The sequence below is a fragment of the Achromobacter sp. LC458 genome, assembly GCF_001005835.2.
Lineage (GTDB): Bacteria > Pseudomonadota > Gammaproteobacteria > Burkholderiales > Burkholderiaceae_B > Achromobacter > Achromobacter spanius_B.
Map to the genome: position 1 here is coordinate 25,050 of NZ_LBHW02000047.1, position 15,654 is coordinate 40,703.

Below are 15,654 nucleotides of genomic sequence, written 5' to 3' on the forward strand. Positions count from 1 at the left end.
TTCATTCCATTGTAAAAGGTGACTTCAATGTCGTATGTTGTTTTGTTCGAGCAGCTCCGCATGACGGACGTGGACTCGGTAGGAGGCAAGAACGCATCACTAGGCGAAATGATCAGCCAGCTGTCTGGCGCGGGCGTCCGCGTGCCGGGCGGCTTTGCCACGACCGCCGACGCCTTCCGTGATTTTCTGAAGGCCTCGGGCCTGGACAAGCGCATCGCTGAACGCCTGACCACGCTGAACCCCGAAGACGTGCGCGAGCTGGCCACCGCCGGCGCGCAGATCCGCCAATGGATCGTCGAAGCGCCGTTCTCGGCCGAATTCGAAGCACAAATCCGTGCAGCCTTTGCCAAGCTCGACGCTGACGGCAAGGGCTCGTTTGCCGTGCGCTCGTCCGCCACGGCGGAAGACCTGCCCGATGCGTCCTTCGCCGGCCAGCAGGAAACCTTCCTGAACGTTGTGGGCATCGACGACGTGCTGGACAAGATCCGCCACGTGTTCGCCTCGCTGTACAACGACCGCGCCATTTCCTATCGCGTGCACAAGGGCTACGCCCACGCCGATGTGGCCTTGTCGGCCGGCATCCAGCGCATGGTGCGTTCCGACAAGGGCAGCGCCGGCGTCATGTTCACCATCGATACCGAATCGGGCTTTGAAGACGTGGTGTTCATCACCTCGTCCTACGGCCTGGGCGAAACCGTCGTGCAAGGCGCCGTCAACCCCGACGAGTTCTACGTCTTCAAGCCCACGCTGGCCCAAGGCAAGTTCCCCATCGTCGGCCGCCGCATCGGTTCCAAGCTGATCAAGATGGAATTCGACCCCGAGCGTCCGGAAGGCCGCGCGGTGCGTACCGTTGACGTGCCCGTGTCCGAGCGCAACCGCTATTCGCTGACCGACGACGAAGTCAACGAACTGGCTCGCTACGCCGTCATCATCGAGCAGCACTACAAGCGCCCGATGGACATCGAATGGGGCCGTGACGGCGTTGACGGCAAGATCTACATCCTGCAAGCGCGCCCGGAAACGGTGAAGTCGCAGCAGGGCGTGAACGACGTGCAGCAGCGTTACCGCCTGAAGGCCACCGGCCAGGTCCTGATTACCGGCCGCGCGATCGGCCAGAAGATCGGCGCCGGCCCCGTGCGCGTGGTGGGCGACATCTCCGACATGGACAAGGTCCAGCCGGGCGATGTGCTGGTCACCGACATGACCGATCCCAACTGGGAACCCGTGATGAAGCGCGCCTCGGCCATCGTCACGAACCGTGGCGGCCGTACCTGCCACGCGGCGATCATCGCGCGCGAACTGGGCATTCCGGCGGTGGTGGGTTGCGGCAACGCCACCGACCTGCTCAAGGAAGGCCAGGCCGTGACCGTGTCTTGCGCGGAAGGCGACGAAGGCCGCATCTATGACGGCCTGATCGAAACCGAAGTCGAAGAAGTGCGCCGTGGCGAAATGCCCGCCATCGATCTGAAGATCATGATGAACGTGGGCAACCCCCAGCTGGCGTTCGACTTTGCGCAAATTCCCAACGGCGGCGTCGGCCTGGCGCGTCTGGAATTCATCATCAACAACAACATCGGCATCCACCCGAAGGCAGTCCTGGACTACCCGAACGTGGACGGCGAACTGAAGAAGGCCGTTGAATCGGCTGCCCGTGGGCACGCCAGCCCGCGCGCGTTCTTCGTTGAAAAGATGGCCGAAGGCGTGGCCACGATTGCCGCCGCGTTCTACCCGAAGCCGGTCATCGTGCGCATGTCGGACTTCAAGTCCAACGAATACCGCAAGCTGGTGGGCGGTTCGCGCTACGAGCCCGAGGAAGAGAACCCCATGCTGGGCTTCCGTGGCGCTTCGCGCTACATCGCCGAGGACTTCGCCGAGTGCTTCCGCATGGAATGCGAAGCGCTCAAGAAGGTTCGCGACGACATGGGCCTGACCAACGTTGAAATCATGGTGCCGTTCGTGCGCACGCTGGGTCAGGCCGAAAAGGTTGTGAACTTGCTGGCCAAGCATGGCCTGGCTCGCGGTGAAAACGGCCTGAAGCTGATCATGATGTGCGAAGTGCCGTCCAACGCCATCTTGGCCGACGAATTCCTGCAATTCTTCGACGGCTTCTCGATCGGTTCCAACGACATGACCCAGCTCACGTTGGGCCTGGACCGCGATTCCGGCATGGAGCTCCTGGCTGCCGACTTCGACGAACGCGACGAAGCCGTGAAGTTCATGCTGCGCCGCGCGATCAAGGCTTGCCTGGCCGCCAACAAGTACGTGGGCATCTGCGGCCAAGGCCCCAGCGACCACCCCGACTTCGCGCAATGGCTCAAGGACGAAGGCATCCTGTCGATGTCGCTCAACCCGGATACGGTTGTCGACACCTGGCAGCGTCTGGCCAAGCAATAAGCGCCTGGCCCGTTCCAATAAAAAACCCCGCGTCCGATCAGGATGCGGGGTTTTTTCTTTGGCGCACGATGCGGGGGCGGGAGCGCTACGCCGCTTTCAATTCGCGCGCGATCAATTCCCGCTTGCGGTCGATGCCCCAGCGGTAACCCGCCATGGACCCGTCCGTGCGCACCACGCGGTGGCACGGGATGGCCAGCGCAATGGAGTTGGTGGCGCAGGCGCGCGCCACCGCCCGCACGGCGCTGGGCGCACCGATGCGTTCGGCCACTTGCGTGTAGGTGACCGTGGTGCCCACCGGAATGTCGCGCAGTGCTTCCCATACCCGGCGCTGAAAAGCGGTGCCGCGCACGTCCAGCGGCAGGTCCAGCCCGCGCGACGGGTCTTCGACGAAGCTCACCACGGCGGCAACCCAGGTCTCAAACTCGGCATCCGCCCCGATCAGGCGGGCGGCCTTGAAGCGGTCTTGCAGGTTGCGGACCAGGTGTTCCGGGTCGGCGTCCAGCGAAATGTCGCAGATGCCCGTGCCGGTGGCCGCCACCAGCAAGGCGCCCAGCGAGCACTGCGCCACGGCGAAGCGGATGTCGATGCCTGCGCCGTTCTTGCGAAAGGCGGTGGGCGTCATGCCCAGGATGGCGGGGGCGGCTTCGTAGAACCGGCCGCTGGAGTTGAAGCCGGCGTCGTACATCGCGTCGGTGACGCTGGCGCTGCTTTCCAGTTGCTGGCGCGCGCGGGCGGCGCGCAGCGCGTTGGCGTAGGCCTTGGGCGTGATGCCGGTGGCTGCCTTGAATACGCGGTGAAAGTGAAAGCGGCTCATGCCGGCTTGTTCGGCCAGCGTGGACAGGTCGGGCGGCTGCTCCGCCTCAAGGGCGCGGCAGGCGCGTTCGACGACGGCGGCATGCTGTTTGCTTACTAGCTGTTTGCTTAAACCGGCTGCGGCTGCGGCGGGCGGCTGCTTGCTTGCGGCGGCGATGGGGCTCATCGAAGACTCCTGACATGCGCGTAATGGATTGCGCTTTAGGTTCATGGTCTCAGTTGCCGACTCGCCCCGCACTCCGGATGTTGCGCGCCGCCGTTCAGGCCGGCGCGTAAGCGTCCAGGAAGCGGCGTAGCAGCCCCCCGGCCACGGGCGTGGCGCGCACGTTCGCGGTCAGGTCCGGAAGGTCCAGGTTTTCCGCCGCGTAACGACGGCCATAGCGATCCAGGTGGGCGCGAATGAAGTCGGGGCCAAATTCGGGATGGAACTGGGTCGAAAACACATTGCGGCCGATGCGGATCATCTGGTGTTCGTCCAGGTCCGAGCGCGCCAGCACGGCCGAGCCGGGCGGCGGCTGCAACACGGTCTGGGCATGCAGCATCTGGGCGGGAAACGTGCCGGGCAGGCCGGCCAGCAACTTGTCGCCCGAGGCCGGCGGCAGCAGCTCGACGGTTTGCGTGCCGACTTCGCGGCCCGCCGGGTTGTAGCCCACCTTGCCGCCCAGCGCATAAGCCAGCAACTGGTGGCCGTAGCACACGCCGAACATGGGCAGCTCGGCGGCGGCGGCCTCGCGCAGCCAGGCGGCCGTGTCTTCGCTCCAGGGTTCCTTATCGGTAACCATGGCGGGCGATCCGGTGATGAGGGCGGCGCGATAGTGCGCCGGCGATTGTGGGCGTTGGCCTTCGTGCACGGCAACGATTTCGACCGCGTCGGCCGTCAGGCCGGCGGCCTGGGTCAGTTGTTCGGCATAGCCGCCGAACTGGCTTTTAAGCGTGTCGTCCGGATCGCCGGTATGCAGGATCAGGACGGGTAGGGCGGAAGGTGTTGCAGCGGTCATGGATCGATGTGCTTGAAAAGGCGGACGCGGGCCATCCGGGTGGGATCGTCGCGTCAGGCGCACATCATAATCCAGCGCCGCCGGGACCGAGGCCAACGGGCTTTCCCGTTACGTCCCGGAAATACGTACAATCCGCTCACGAATCATCCTTTCAGGCGACGTTAAGACTATGTGGATCTGGCTGGGACTGGCCGCGCTGGCCCTTATCGGGGAGTTGGCGACGGGTACTTTCTATTTGCTGCTGGTGGCCTTGGGGCTGGCAGCGGCCGGCGCTGCCGCGTGGCTTGGCACCGGGCTTGAATGGCAATTGGTGGCGTGCGGCGTGGTCTTGATGCTGGGTCTGTTGGCGCTGCGCAAGACGCGCGTGCTGAAAAAGCGCGAGGTCAATTCGGCGCGCAACGCCGACGTGAACCTGGACATCGGCCAGACGGTTTCCGTGGAATCGTGGTCCGAACAGCGCACGGCGCGTGTCTGGTATCGCGGCGCGCACTGGCAGGCCGAACTGGCCCCCGGGCACGCGCCCCACGCGGGAGAACACACCATTACCGAACTGCGTGGCTCGACCCTGGTGCTCAAGCCCACGGGGGCGCCGGGTTCAACCAGGTAAGACCGGCTCGCGCCTCGCGCGGCCCGCAGCAGGCATCGGGGGCTTGTTGTCCGACGCCATCGCATTAACTCAGAAGAGGTTTCAATCATGATCGATACATCCACTATCGTCCTGCTCGTCGTCGTCGCGCTGGCGATCCTGATCGTCATCAAGTCGATCGCCATCGTGCCGCAACAGCACGCCTGGGTGGTCGAACGCCTGGGCAAGTTCGACCGTGTCTTGTCGCCGGGTGCCGGTTTTGTCATCCCCTTCATCGAACGCGTGTCCTACAAGCATTCGCTAAAGGAAATCCCGCTGGACGTGCCCAGCCAGGTCTGCATCACGCGTGACAACACGCAGCTGCAAGTGGACGGCGTGCTGTATTTCCAGGTGACCGACCCGATGCGCGCATCGTATGGTTCGTCGAACTACATTTCGGCCATCACGCAGCTGGCGCAGACCACCTTGCGCTCGGTCATCGGCAAGATGGAACTGGACCGCACGTTCGAAGAACGCGATTCGATCAACAGCAACATCGTGTCGTCGCTGGACGAAGCCGCGCTGAACTGGGGCGTGAAGGTGCTGCGCTACGAGATCAAGGATTTGACGCCGCCCAACGAAATCCTGCGTTCGATGCAGGCGCAGATCACCGCCGAACGTGAAAAGCGCGCGCTGATCGCGGCCTCGGAAGGCCGCCGCCAGGAACAGATCAATATCGCCACCGGCGAACGTGAAGCCGCCATTGCCCGCTCCGAAGGCGAGAAGCAGGCACAGATCAACCAGGCCCAGGGCGAGGCCGCCGCGGTGCTGGCCATTGCCGAAGCCACCGCCAAGGCCATTACCCAAGTGGCCGATGCCGTGCGTCAGCCGGGCGGCATGGAAGCGGTGAACCTGAAGGTGGCCGAGCGCTACGTCGAGGCATTCGCCAACGTGGCCAAGGAAGGCAACACGCTGATCCTGCCGGCCAACATGTCCGACGTGGGCGGCATGATCGCCTCGGCCATGACCATCGTGAAGTCCACGCGCAACACCTGATACCGCGCCTAGCGGCGCGCCGCCCATGATCGCTCCCGTTAATTTGCTTCTGATAGCAGCACTGGCGGGGGTGCTATCGCTCTGCGTGCTGGGGTCGCTGGCTCGCAGCGGCATGGCCGGCATCCGCGAAACCATACGCGCCAACTTGCTTACGCTGTTGGCGTTTTTTACGTTTGCGCTTCAGAACACATCGGCGCCCTGGCTGGTGTCGGTCGTGGTGCCCAACGCGGCCGTGGGCCTGGCGCTGTTTTCGTATTACTCGGGCGTGCGGCGCTTGCTGGGGCTTAGCGTGCCCAAGCACCTGATGACGCTGGCATGCCTGGTGGCGCTGGTGGTGTTGCTGGCCTATACGTATGTGGACTGGCGCATCAACCCTCGCATCGTGGCGATGTCGCTGCTGCAAATGGGCTTTCTGATTGCGGTGGCGGTCACCGTCCAGCGCAATATGCCGGTGCATCGTTCGCGCTACAGCTATCGCTTCGTGTGGGCCGTGGCGCTGATCTCGGCCGCCGTCTGTGCGTTGCGGGCCGCGATCTACGCGCTGGACCTGGCGCTGCCCGAATCCTTGATGGAACCAAACGTCTGGAACATCGCCTTCCTGACGCTGGGCGTGCTGATCATGCCGTGCCTGACGCTGGGCACCATCATGATCATCCACGACCGCATGCTGGCCGACCGCGAGCAAGAGGCCAACACCGATTTCCTGACGGGCCTGATGTCGCGCAAGGCGTGGTGGTTGCAGGCCGAACGCTATTGCGCGCAGGCGCTGCGCACGCGGCGTCCGCTGACCCTGCTGCTATTGGATATCGACCATTTCAAGCGCATCAACGACACGCATGGCCATGTGGCGGGCGATGCCGTGCTGCGCCATTTTGGCCTGCTGGCCACCGCCACCTTGCGCACGGGCGACCATGTCGGGCGCGTGGGCGGTGAGGAGTTCGGGGTGTTGTTTCCGGATATGCGCGGCGACGCCGTGCTGGATGTGGCGGCGCGCTTGCTCGATTCCGTGCGGCGCACGCCTTGCGCGCATGGCGGCAGCACCATTTCGTACACGTTCAGCGCGGGCGTGGCCGAATGGGTGCCCGGCGAAAACCTGCAAGTGTTTTTCGAACGCGCCGACCGCAAGCTCTATGCCGCCAAGGCGGCGGGGCGCAACCGCATCGTGGGGCCGGCCGAGCAGGCAGAGCGCCTGGTCATGCCGGCCGCGGCCTGAATCAATCGTCTTTGTCTTTGCGGGGCGCGCGCGTGTCGTGCTTCATGATGCGTTCTTTCTCGCGCTGCCAGTCTTTTTCGCGGGCGGTGTCGCGCTTGTCGAACAGCTTCTTACCCCGGCCCAGCGCGAAGTCCAGCTTGATGCGGCCATTCTTGTAGTGCAGGTTCAGCGGCACCAGCGTGTAGCCGCGCTGCTCGACCTTGCCGATCAGCTTGCTGATTTCTTCGGCCTTGAGCAGCAGCTTGCGCGTGCGCATGGCATCGGGGTGGATGTGGGTGGACGCCGTGGGCAGCGGGCTGACGTGCATGCCCAGCAGGTACAGTTCACCATCGCGTACGATGACGTAGCTTTCCTTGAGCTGCACGCGGCCGTCGCGAATCGCTTTGACTTCCCAGCCTTGCAGGACAAGGCCGGCTTCATAGCGGTCTTCGATGAAATAGTCGTGCGTGGCCTTGCGGTTGTCGATAATGCTCATAACGCCTTTTTGCGCATAACGCCTTTTTTGCTCATAACGGCAATTTGCGGGCTGCAAAGCGCCACATTAGGCTCATGTTGCGCGGTGCCGGTAAAATCTTGCCATTCTAGCCATTTGCGATAGTCGATGCACAAAGTACAACGATCCGTCCTGGTGCCTTACAGCGCCGCCCAGATGTTCGACCTGGTTGCCGACGTGGAGAAGTACCCCGAGTTCATGCCGTGGTGCGGCGGGGCCGAGGTGCAAAGCCGCGACGAACATGGCATGCAGGCCTCTATCCTGATCAGTTTCGCGGGCATGAAGCAGCGCTTCACCACGCGCAATACCCACGTCTATCCCGACCGGATCGACCTGGAACTGGTGGATGGCCCGTTCTCCAGCCTGGTCGGGCACTGGGAATTCCAGGCGCTGGCCGAAGATGCCTGCAAAGTCCTGTTCACCATGGAATACGCGTTTTCGAACCGCGCGCTGGAAATGGTGGTGGGGCCGGTATTCAACCGCATCGCGACCAGCTTTATTGATTCCTTCACCAAGCGGGCGCAGGCCAAATATGGCGAATGAGCCATCTGAGGCGGCGTTGCTGAACGTCAGCGTCTGCTATGCCTTGCCCGGCCACGTGTGGCTGCGCGAACTGCGTCTGCCTGACGGTGCCACGGTAGCGGACGCGCTGGCGGCTAGCGGGTTTGCGCAGGCGTTTCCGGTGGTGCAGCCCTGGGAACGCGGGGTGGGCGTGTTTGGCCGCGCCGCCGAACCGCAATCCCGGCTGGCCGAGGGCGACCGCGTCGAAATCTACCGGGGCCTGAGCTTCGACCCCAAGGAATCGCGCCGCCGCCGCGCCGAACACCGTCGGACCAAGACGGCCAAGAACGGCCGGGTTCGGCCCGCGGGCTTGCTGTAGGCCGCTTTCTGTAGGCCCCTTCTGTAGGCCCCTTCTGTAGGCCCCTTGTGCAGGCCGCCTTGTGCAGGCCACCTTCCGCAGGCTGCTCTCGGGGCAGGCCGGCGCCGCCGGACATTGTCACCAACAAGACAAATACCGCCCCGGCATCCGGCGTAACATAAACGCGGTTTCATATTTACGTTTACGTTAACGTCATGCCAGAATCCATCTTGCCACGGCGATGGGCGGGCGTTCACGAGACGACCCGCAACGCCAACAGACAATACCGACACCAACAGGAGACAGGCTGTGGACTTGGAACTGACCGACGAGCAGCGCGCGTTTGCGCAAGCCGCCCGCGACTACGCCGAGGGCGAACTGGCCCCTCACGCCGCGCGCTGGGACGCTGAAGGCATTTTTCCGCGCGAGGCCTTCGCCCGGGCGGGCGAAATGGGCTTTTGCGCCATCTACGCCAGCGAAGAAATTGGCGGCCTGGGCCTGCCGCGCCTGGACGCCACCCTGGTGTTCGAGGAAATGGCCGCCGTGGACCCGTCCACGACTGCGTTCCTGACGATACACAACATGGCCACCTGGATGGTCGGAAAATGGGGCCAGCCCGCCCTGCGGGAGGCTTGGGGCCCGCTCTTGGCCAGCGGCCAGAAACTGGCTTCTTACTGCCTGACCGAACCGGGCGCCGGATCGGACGCCGCGTCCCTGTCCACGCGCGCGCAACGCCAGGGTGACGACTACGTGCTGAACGGCGCCAAGGCGTTCATTTCGGGCGGAGGCGACACGGACCTGCTGGTCGTCATGGCACGCACGGGCGGCGAGGGGGCGGGCGGTATCAGCGCGTTTGCCGTGCCCGCCGACAGCCCGGGCATCAGCTACGGCCGCAAAGAAGAAAAAATGGGTTGGAACAGCCAGTCCACCCGCCCCATCACTTTTGAAAACGTCCGCGTGCCGGCCGCCAACCTGCTGGGCCAGGAAGGCGAAGGCTTCAAGATCGCCATGAAGGGCCTGGACGGCGGACGCATCAATATTGGCACTTGCTCGGTGGGCGCGGCTCAGGGCGCGCTGGACGCGGCCCGCCGCTACATGGACGAACGCCGGCAGTTCAACCGCCGCCTGGCGGAATTCCAGGCGCTGCAATTCAAGCTGGCGGACATGGCCACCCACCTGGTGGCGGCACGCCAGATGGTGCGGCTGGCGGCCTGCAAGCTGGACGGCGGCGCGCCGGACGCGGCCACCTATTGCGCCATGGCCAAGCGCTTCGCTACCGACATGGGCTTCCAGATCTGCCTGGACGCGCAACAGATTCATGGCGGTTACGGATACTTGAAGGACTATCCCTTGGAGCGTCTGGTGCGCGATACTCGCGTTCATCAGATTCTGGAGGGCACCAACGAGATCATGCGCGTGATCATTGCCCGCCAATTGTTGGAAAAAGGAGCCGACATAAGATGAATGCACCGGTGTTGTTCGAAGAAAGAAGCGCGGCGAACGGCATGCGGTTCGGGATTGCGACGCTGAACGCGCCGCAGACCCTGAACGGCCTGTCGCTGGAAATGGTGGACTTGCTGGCAGAGCGCCTGGACCAATGGGCGCGCGATCCGGGCGTGGCCCTGGTGGTCTTGCAAGGCGCGGGCGAAAAGGCCTTCTGCGCGGGCGGCGACCTGCACGGCCTGTACCGCAGCATGACCGAAAACGCGGGTAAAAGCGGCTGGAGCAACGCCTACGCGCGCCGCTTCTTCGAGCACGAATACCGGCTGGACTACCGCATTCACACGTATCCGAAACCCGTGCTGTGCTGGGGCCACGGCATCGTCATGGGCGGCGGCATCGGCCTGATGATGGGCGCCAGCCATCGCGTTGTCAGCGAAAGTTCGCGCCTGGCGATGCCGGAAGTCTCGATCGGCCTGTTCCCGGACGTGGGCGGCAGCTGGCTGCTGAACCGCATGCCGGGCCGCATCGGCCTGTTCCTGGCGCTGACCGGCGCGCAGATGAACACGGCGGACGCGTTCTTTGCGGGCCTGGCGGACTTCCGCCTGAACCACGCCGACTGGCCGCGCCTGCTGGCGTCGCTGGAAGAACAGCCGTGGGCGGGCAAGCCGGCCGGCGCCTCGGACGAGGCCATGGCGCCGCGCTCCATCAACGACGGCCTGCTGCGCCGCGCGCTTACCGCGCTGGAACCGCAAACGCCGCTGGAACCCGGCCACCTGCGCCAGCATTCGTTCCTGATCAACAACCTGTGCACGGGCAACCGGCTGGACGAGATCTACGAAGAGCTGGCGCTGCTGAAAGACCATGAAGACCCGTGGCTGGCGCGCGCCGCGACGACCATGTTGGCCGGTTCCCCCGGTTCGGTACGCCTGGCCTTCGCCTTGCAGCAGCGCATGCGCCTGCGCTCGCTGGACGACGTGTTCCGCGCCGAATACATCGCGGCGCTGGCGTGCACAGCCCATGGTGATTTTGCCGAGGGCATCCGCGCCTTGCTGATCGACAAGGACAAGAAGCCGCGCTGGAACCCCGCAGTGATCGACGTTGCAACCGACGCCTGGGTGCAAAAGTTTTTCGAGGAACCCTGGCGCGAGGGCGAGCCGCATCCCTTGGCCGACCTGGGACAGGAAGGGCGCTGATTGCCTCGGCCGGCCCGTACGCGCGGGTCGGCGTGCCGCGCATACCCCGCCGAGGAACCTCCGCGTAGCCTCGCGTACCCGCGTATCCCGATAGACGAGCCGCGCCCGTCTAGCAAGAACAACAGCAATAGCAATAGCAATAGCAAGCCATAGCCATAGCCATAGCCATAGCACCAGGAGACAAAACATCATGAGCAGTATCGCGTTTATCGGTTTGGGCAACATGGGCGCGCCCATGGCATTGAATCTGATCAAGGCCGGACATAGCCTGACGGTCTTTGACCTGGTGCCGGCAGCGGTGAAGCTGCTGACCGATGCCGGCGCCAGCGCCGCGGCATCGGCGGCGGAAGCGGTCAAGGGCGCGGACGTCGTCGTGACCATGCTGCCCGCCAGCAAGCACGTCGAAGGGCTGTACCTGGACCACGACCTGCTGGGCAAGATTTCGGCCAGCGCACTGGTCATCGATTGCAGCACCATCGCGCCGGACACGGCCCGCAAGGTGGCGCAGGCCGCCGAGGCGCGTGGCATTGCCATGATCGACGCGCCGGTCTCCGGCGGCACGGCGGGCGCGGCGGCGGGCACGTTGACGTTCATTGTGGGCGGCCCCGCGGCCGCGCTGGAGCGCGCCCGGCCCGTGCTGGAAAAAATGGGCAAGAACATCTTTCATGCCGGCCCCGGCGGCGCGGGCCAGGTGGCCAAGATCTGCAACAACATGCTGCTCGGCATCCTGATGGCCGGTACGTCCGAGGCCCTGGCGCTGGGCGTGGCCAACGGGCTGGACCCCAAGGTGCTGTCGGACATCATCGCCAAGAGCTCGGGCCGCAACTGGGCGACCGAACTCTACAACCCCTGGCCGGGCGTGATGGACCATGCGCCCGCGTCCAAGGGCTACGCCGGCGGTTTCGGCGTGGACCTGATGCTGAAGGACCTGGGCCTGGCCGCCGAGGCCGCGCTGTCCACGCGCGCCTCAATCCCGCTGGGCGAGCTGGCCCGCAACCTGTATTCGCTGCATAGCGCGGGCGGCTCGGGCAAGCTGGATTTCTCCAGCATCGTCAACCTGGTCAAGCGCGAGCAAGACTGACATGGTCGCGCCGCAAGCGTCGGCTGATCCCGCCGCGCGGGTCAAGGCCAGCTTCGACCAGCAGACCGTCATGCGGCTGCTGGGCGCGCGGCTGGATGTGGTGGAGCCGGGCAGGGTGGACATCGGGCTGCCTTACCGGGCCGACCTTTGCCAGCAAAACGGCTTTCTGCACGCCGGCATTTCCACCACAATTGCCGACAGCGCGGGCGGTTACGCCGCCTACACGCTGTTTGGCCCGGGTGAAGACGTACTGACCTCGGAGTTCAAGATGAACTTCCTGGCGCCCGCCAAGGGCGACCGCTACGTGGCAAGCGGCCGCGTGGTCAAGCCGGGCAAACGTCTGTCGATCTGCCAGGTGGAAGTACATGCCTACGAAGGTGAGCAAGCCACGCTTTGCGTGATAGGCTTGCTCACCGCGGTGCGCGTGACACCGCGATGACTCCGGCGCGCCACGCGCCTGGCCCTTTCATGGGGCAGGTGCGTGTCGCGCTTGTCACACGTTGCATGGGTACCGGGTAATGCCAGCCAAAGAACATCACCGAATTTTCCGCAGCAACTGGCTGCGCGCCGCCGTGCTGGGCGCCAATGACGGCATCGTGTCCACCGCCAGCCTGATCACCGGGGTGGCCGCCGCGCAGGCCTCGCATGGCGCGATCCTGACGTCGGGCCTGGCGGGGCTGGTGGCCGGCGCCTTATCGATGGCGGCCGGCGAATACGTGTCCGTCCGGTCACAGGCCGACACCGAAGCGGCCGACCTGCGGATGGAACAGCGCTCGCTGAAGGGCAACTCGGAAGAAGAGCTTGCCGAACTGATCGATATCTATGTGGACCGGGGCTTGACCCGGCAGCTGGCGACGCAGGTGGCGCGGCAACTGACCCGCCATGACGCGCTGGACGCGCATGCGCGCGATGAGCTAGGCATTTCCGTTCATAACCGCGCGCGGCCCGTGCAGGCGGCCGTGGCGTCCGCCGCGTCGTTCGCGGGCGGCGCGGCGCTGCCCTTGGTCGTGGCCGTGGTGGCGCCGGTGCCGCAACTGATCGGCTGGGTAATCGGCGCGTCGGTGCTCTGTCTGGCCGGCTTGGGCACGCTGGCCGCGCAGGCGGGCGGGGCGCCCAAGGGGCCCGCCGCGCTACGCGTGACGCTGTTGGGCGCTTTTGCAATGGCGGCAACGGCAGGCGTCGGCGCGCTGTTTGGGGTGGCGGTCTGACGTTATGTGGGACACGCGGCGGCGCAAAGCACGCCGCGTCCGGTTCCCGCGGCGCAAAGCACGCCGCGTCCAGTTGCTGCGGCGCAAAGCACGCCCGCTTCCGGTAGCCACGGCGCAAAGCGCGCCCGCGTCCGGTTGCCACGGCGTATTGCAGCAACGCGCCGCCGGCGCTGGCGCGCGTCCGCGTCCGCCTTAACGCGTCCGCCTTAACTCACGGCGTAATGGAATACGGCAGCGGCCCAACGTTGATGCGCGGGCCGTCCTCGGCGCCCAGGCGCAGGTCCCCCTGGGGCAGCGCGGCAAGCGTGGTTTCGAACAGCACTGAAGCCACGCCGGCTTCGCTGGCGGCATCCACGACGCGGCCGATGGGCTCGCCCGGCTGGGTGGCGTCGAACACGTCCACGCCGGCCAGCGCCGCGCTTTGCCCGCCCGCTTGCTCGCCGGCCTGATCAATGGTGCCGTACGCCATGCGCCGCTTCACGGTGCCACGGTAATGGCTGCGCGCCACCACTTCCTGGCCCGGGTAACAGCCCTTGGTGAAGCTCACGCCCTGAACCAGCTCCAGGTTGACGGTCTGCGGGATGAATACGTCCTGCGTCGCCGAGGCAATCCACGGAATGCCCGCGGCAAGATCAGCCACCTGCCAATGCGTAGCGGGCGCCAGGCTTAGCGCGCCGGCCAATGCCGAAGACTGGGCCAGTTGTTCGTCCGAAGCAATCCACCACCAGCGCAGGCGGGTATCGGCCGACGGGGCGGCGATCCAGGTGCCCGACGGCAGGTCCACGCGCTGCCACGGCGCTCGCGGCAGGGCGCCAGTTACGGCTTCCAGGGCGGCAGCTTGTTCGGTGGTGGCCTGCACACCCGCCACGTTCAAGGCGGTTGCGGCCAGCTTGACCTTGGCGCGCAGCACGAACATGGACAGGCGCTTGAGCAACGCTTCGGAAAGGTCGCGGCGGACCAGCCCATACAGTTGCGGGGCGTCGTCGGCGCCGGGGGCGGCGCGCCACATGACCAGGGTGGCCAGAAGGCGGCCCTTGGCCGTGCAGTAGCCCGCCAGGCGGGCGGTGTCCAGCGGCAGGCCGGTAACGTCTTGCGTCAGTTGGCCGTGCAGGAAAGGAAGTGCGTCGGCGCCGGACGCGCTGAAGACCAGAAAATCATCCAGCGGCGCGCACGGAGCGGACGGGGCACCCGTCGCGCAACCTTCGGCGCTGGCAGGAATCGAAGAATAGAAAGCGTGCATGGCGGCGGTGTGATCACGTCATCAAAGTGCAGATGATAGCCGCCTTCACCGCGTCATTGGCCCCTTGCCCACGCCGCGCAAAGGGCCGCCCCGTAACGTCTGGCCCCGGTTTTGCCACGACAGGTCCGCGCGATCCATTAAACTTCTGGGACTTATGAAGAAGCGACTCCGTTTTTACGTCTTGTGGTCATTCCTGCTGATCGTGATCGCCGCCGCCGCAGCGGTTGGCGCCGCCTGGAGCTGGATGCATCGACCCATGCATCTACCCGCCGACAGAATCGACTTTGTGGTGGACCCGGGCAGTAGCCCGCGCACGGTCGCGCGCGCGCTGAACGCCGTGGGCGTGCCCATCTGGGAGCCCGGCTTTGTCTGGATGGCGCGCCTGTCCGAGCAGGACAAACTGCTGAAGGCCGGCGGCTATCAGGCCATCAATGGCGACTCGCCCTGGCAACTGCTGGAACGCATGGCGCGGGGCGACATGACCCAGCGCCAGATCACCTTTCTTGAGGGCTGGACGTTCCGCCAGATCCGCCAGGCGCTGCGCGAGCACCCCGACGTCAAGCAGACGCTGGGCGAAGTCAGCGACGAAGAGTTGATGACGCGCCTGGGTTCCGACATCAAGCATCCCGAAGGGCTGTTCTTTCCCGACACCTACATCTTTACCCCGGGCAGCACCGACTACGACCTGCTGCGCCGTTCCTATCAGGAAGGCCAGCGCATTTTGCAGGACACCTGGGCCAAGCGGCAGGCGGACCTGCCGGTCGCCACGCCTTACGAGGCCCTGGTGCTGGCGTCCATCATCGAAAAGGAAACGGGGCACGGGCCGGACCGCCGCCGTGTGTCCGGCGTGTTCACCAACCGCCTGAAGATCGGCATGCTGTTGCAAACCGACCCCACTGTGATCTACGGCATGGGCGACGCCTACCAGGGCCGTATCCGCAAGCGTGATTTGCAGACCGATACGCCGTGGAATACCTACACGCGACCCGGCCTGCCGCCCACGCCCATCGCGGCGGCGGGCAGGGCGGCGCTGCTGGCGGCGGTGCAGCCCGAGCAACACAAGTATCTGTTCTTCGTGTCGCGCGGCAATGGCACCAG

General features: G+C 65.3%; 16 protein-coding genes. 12 read left to right on the plus strand and 4 right to left on the minus strand.

All coding sequences use genetic code 11. The features are described 5' to 3' along the window. Positions 1-27: 27 nt before the first annotated feature. Positions 28-2,394 carry a phosphoenolpyruvate synthase gene (gene ppsA / locus YH64_RS26250; RefSeq protein WP_046807172.1) on the plus strand — a complete coding sequence of 789 codons (2,367 nt, stop codon included), beginning with the start codon at positions 28-30 and terminating at the stop codon, positions 2,392-2,394. An 85-nt stretch (positions 2,395-2,479) separates the two neighbouring features. Here ppsA and YH64_RS26255 read toward each other — a convergent pair whose 3' ends face one another. Further along, on the minus strand, positions 2,480-3,373 hold the full coding sequence (locus YH64_RS26255; RefSeq protein ID WP_052946116.1) for a bifunctional transcriptional activator/DNA repair enzyme AdaA: 894 nt from the start codon (positions 3,371-3,373) through the stop codon (positions 2,480-2,482). Between the two features lie 94 nt (positions 3,374-3,467). Further along, positions 3,468-4,205, minus strand: a complete 738-nt coding sequence (locus tag YH64_RS26260) for a glutamine amidotransferase (protein WP_046807171.1) — start codon at positions 4,203-4,205, stop codon at positions 3,468-3,470. 169 nt (positions 4,206-4,374) lie between these two features. On the opposite strand from YH64_RS26260, the gene YH64_RS26265 reads away from it, so the two are divergent. The 3 genes from YH64_RS26265 to YH64_RS26275 all read left to right on the plus strand — a co-directional run bounded on the left by YH64_RS26265 (position 4,375) and on the right by YH64_RS26275 (position 7,039). After that, complete coding sequence (locus YH64_RS26265; protein ID WP_046807170.1) at positions 4,375-4,812, plus strand: NfeD family protein; 438 nt, start codon at positions 4,375-4,377, stop codon at positions 4,810-4,812. A gap of 87 nt (positions 4,813-4,899) precedes the next feature. Beyond that, a complete protein-coding gene (locus YH64_RS26270; protein ID WP_046807169.1) occupies positions 4,900-5,826 on the plus strand; it encodes an SPFH domain-containing protein in 927 nt (308 codons plus the stop codon). Between the two features lie 25 nt (positions 5,827-5,851). Then, positions 5,852-7,039 carry a GGDEF domain-containing protein gene (locus YH64_RS26275; protein ID WP_046807168.1) on the plus strand — a complete coding sequence of 396 codons (1,188 nt, stop codon included), beginning with the start codon at positions 5,852-5,854 and terminating at the stop codon, positions 7,037-7,039. Position 7,040: 1 nt separating this feature from the next. Here the strand turns inward: YH64_RS26275 and smpB are convergent, their stop codons facing one another. Continuing rightward, positions 7,041-7,571 (minus strand): SsrA-binding protein SmpB, encoded by a 531-nt coding sequence (gene smpB, locus YH64_RS26280; RefSeq protein ID WP_255444759.1) that lies wholly within the window; start codon positions 7,569-7,571, stop codon positions 7,041-7,043. A gap of 69 nt (positions 7,572-7,640) precedes the next feature. Here smpB and YH64_RS26285 point away from each other — a divergent pair, with 69 nt between their 5' ends. The 7 genes from YH64_RS26285 to YH64_RS26315 all read left to right on the plus strand — a co-directional run bounded on the left by YH64_RS26285 (position 7,641) and on the right by YH64_RS26315 (position 13,316). Continuing rightward, positions 7,641-8,075, plus strand: coding sequence for a type II toxin-antitoxin system RatA family toxin (locus tag YH64_RS26285; RefSeq protein ID WP_046807167.1), 435 nt, complete (start codon positions 7,641-7,643; stop codon positions 8,073-8,075). After that, the gene (locus tag YH64_RS26290) at positions 8,065-8,412 is read left to right on the plus strand and encodes an RnfH family protein (RefSeq protein WP_046807166.1); all 348 of its coding nucleotides are present in this window, start codon (positions 8,065-8,067) and stop codon (positions 8,410-8,412) included. The genes YH64_RS26285 and YH64_RS26290 overlap by 11 nt, the downstream gene beginning before the upstream one ends. Positions 8,413-8,700: 288 nt before the next feature. After that, positions 8,701-9,855, plus strand: coding sequence for an acyl-CoA dehydrogenase family protein (locus tag YH64_RS26295; RefSeq protein ID WP_046807165.1), 1,155 nt, complete (start codon positions 8,701-8,703; stop codon positions 9,853-9,855). Beyond that, entirely contained in the window at positions 9,852-11,027 is a 1,176-nt protein-coding gene (locus YH64_RS26300) for an enoyl-CoA hydratase/isomerase family protein (protein ID WP_046807164.1), read from the plus strand. The genes YH64_RS26295 and YH64_RS26300 overlap by 4 nt, the downstream gene beginning before the upstream one ends. 190 nt (positions 11,028-11,217) lie before the next feature. Then, positions 11,218-12,108, plus strand: coding sequence for a 3-hydroxyisobutyrate dehydrogenase (gene mmsB, locus YH64_RS26305; protein ID WP_046807163.1), 891 nt, complete (start codon positions 11,218-11,220; stop codon positions 12,106-12,108). 1 nt (position 12,109) lies between these two features. Beyond that, positions 12,110-12,547 (plus strand): PaaI family thioesterase, encoded by a 438-nt coding sequence (locus YH64_RS26310; protein WP_046807162.1) that lies wholly within the window; start codon positions 12,110-12,112, stop codon positions 12,545-12,547. A 79-nt stretch (positions 12,548-12,626) separates the two neighbouring features. Beyond that, positions 12,627-13,316 carry a VIT family protein gene (locus YH64_RS26315; protein WP_046807161.1) on the plus strand — a complete coding sequence of 230 codons (690 nt, stop codon included), beginning with the start codon at positions 12,627-12,629 and terminating at the stop codon, positions 13,314-13,316. A 211-nt stretch (positions 13,317-13,527) separates the two neighbouring features. Here YH64_RS26315 and YH64_RS26320 read toward each other — a convergent pair whose 3' ends face one another. Next, a complete protein-coding gene (locus YH64_RS26320; RefSeq protein ID WP_046807160.1) occupies positions 13,528-14,556 on the minus strand; it encodes a folate-binding protein YgfZ in 1,029 nt (342 codons plus the stop codon). A gap of 154 nt (positions 14,557-14,710) precedes the next feature. On the opposite strand from YH64_RS26320, the gene mltG reads away from it, so the two are divergent. Further along, the coding region (gene mltG / locus YH64_RS26325) for an endolytic transglycosylase MltG (protein ID WP_143215549.1) at positions 14,711-15,654 on the plus strand (944 nt) is incomplete at its 3' end.

What these genes read in the sequence shown, in the direction of transcription:
- ppsA (WP_046807172.1), top strand. Translation starts at nt 28, where the DNA reads ATGTCGTATGTTGTTTTGTTCGAGCAGCTCCGCATGACGGACGTGGAC.
- YH64_RS26255 (WP_052946116.1), bottom strand. Translation starts at nt 3,373, where the DNA reads ATGAGCCCCATCGCCGCCGCAAGCAAGCAGCCGCCCGCCGCAGCCGCA.
- YH64_RS26260 (WP_046807171.1), bottom strand. Translation starts at nt 4,205, where the DNA reads ATGACCGCTGCAACACCTTCCGCCCTACCCGTCCTGATCCTGCATACC.
- YH64_RS26265 (WP_046807170.1), top strand. Translation starts at nt 4,375, where the DNA reads ATGTGGATCTGGCTGGGACTGGCCGCGCTGGCCCTTATCGGGGAGTTG.
- YH64_RS26270 (WP_046807169.1), top strand. Translation starts at nt 4,900, where the DNA reads ATGATCGATACATCCACTATCGTCCTGCTCGTCGTCGTCGCGCTGGCG.
- YH64_RS26275 (WP_046807168.1), top strand. Translation starts at nt 5,852, where the DNA reads ATGATCGCTCCCGTTAATTTGCTTCTGATAGCAGCACTGGCGGGGGTG.
- YH64_RS26285 (WP_046807167.1), top strand. Translation starts at nt 7,641, where the DNA reads ATGCACAAAGTACAACGATCCGTCCTGGTGCCTTACAGCGCCGCCCAG.
- YH64_RS26290 (WP_046807166.1), top strand. Translation starts at nt 8,065, where the DNA reads ATGGCGAATGAGCCATCTGAGGCGGCGTTGCTGAACGTCAGCGTCTGC.
- YH64_RS26300 (WP_046807164.1), top strand. Translation starts at nt 9,852, where the DNA reads ATGAATGCACCGGTGTTGTTCGAAGAAAGAAGCGCGGCGAACGGCATG.
- mmsB (WP_046807163.1), top strand. Translation starts at nt 11,218, where the DNA reads ATGAGCAGTATCGCGTTTATCGGTTTGGGCAACATGGGCGCGCCCATG.
- YH64_RS26310 (WP_046807162.1), top strand. Translation starts at nt 12,110, where the DNA reads ATGGTCGCGCCGCAAGCGTCGGCTGATCCCGCCGCGCGGGTCAAGGCC.
- YH64_RS26315 (WP_046807161.1), top strand. Translation starts at nt 12,627, where the DNA reads ATGCCAGCCAAAGAACATCACCGAATTTTCCGCAGCAACTGGCTGCGC.
- YH64_RS26320 (WP_046807160.1), bottom strand. Translation starts at nt 14,556, where the DNA reads ATGCACGCTTTCTATTCTTCGATTCCTGCCAGCGCCGAAGGTTGCGCG.